The following is a 915-nucleotide window of genomic DNA, read 5'->3' on the forward strand; positions in this document are numbered from 1 at the left end:
CCAGATTTTGCGGTGTTAACAAGGAAACCTGGGGGTTACTGTCCGGTTGATCCGGCTGCATCGTCGGGTCCAGTACCGTCAACCCGGCCAGCATCCTGTCACCTAATGTAGACTGTCCGGTGTCATCCGCCAATATTACGGATGGCGCACTGTCACTCAGAATATACGCCAGCCGCTCTGCCGGATAGGTTGTGTCGAGTGGTACATAAGCTCCACCGGCTTTCAGTACGGCCAAGAGGGACACCACCATGGCCGGTGAGCGTACCACACAAATCGCGACCCGTTGCTCCGGCCCGACCCCTGACTCAATCAACTGATGCGCCAGCCGGTTAGCGCGGGTATTTAATTCGGCGTAACTGAGTGTTTGTCCTTGATATTCCAGCGCTGTCGCCGCGGGCATTTTCGCTGCCTGCTGTTCAAACCACTGATGAATACACAAGGCCGCAGGATAAGGCATCTCTGTCCTGTTCCAGGTGGTTAATAATAAGGTACGCTCCGCTGGCGGCAGAATGTCCAATGCCCGTACCGGGGTTTCCGGGGCTTTTTCCAGCGCGTCCACCAGACTTTCCAGTGCCTGCTGCATATAGCCCCATATCCGCGCTGGCTCAAACGGCAGCACCACACTTGCCGTCAAGCCCAGTGCGTTACCAAAATCCTCCACCGACAGTCCAAAGGGGTAGTTGGTGCGTTCCTGTCCGTCTAAAAATTCAATGCCTTCAAATGGTTCCTCCGACGATGCTGAGAGACTATTGTGTCGGTAATTGAGCAGGGCACTAAAGAGCGGCGTACCGCGTTCAACGCCGCTACACTGTTGCGCCAGCGCCAGTGACGCATGCTCATGGATTAATAATCCCGCCAGCCGGCGATGGGCGGTCTGTACGCTGTCTTGTACTGGCGTGTCATCCATATCCAGCC

General features: G+C 56.0%; 1 protein-coding gene. It reads right to left on the minus strand.

Annotated features, from left to right (window positions below; genetic code table 11):
* The coding region (locus tag AAC147_RS10230) for an AMP-binding protein (RefSeq protein WP_339955601.1) at positions 1–907 on the minus strand (907 nt) is incomplete at its 3' end.
* Positions 908–915 lie beyond the last annotated feature (8 nt).

It is taken from the genome of Xenorhabdus sp. NBAII XenSa04 (assembly GCF_963866145.1).
In the GTDB taxonomy this organism is placed as follows: Bacteria; Pseudomonadota; Gammaproteobacteria; order Enterobacterales; family Enterobacteriaceae; genus Xenorhabdus; species Xenorhabdus indica.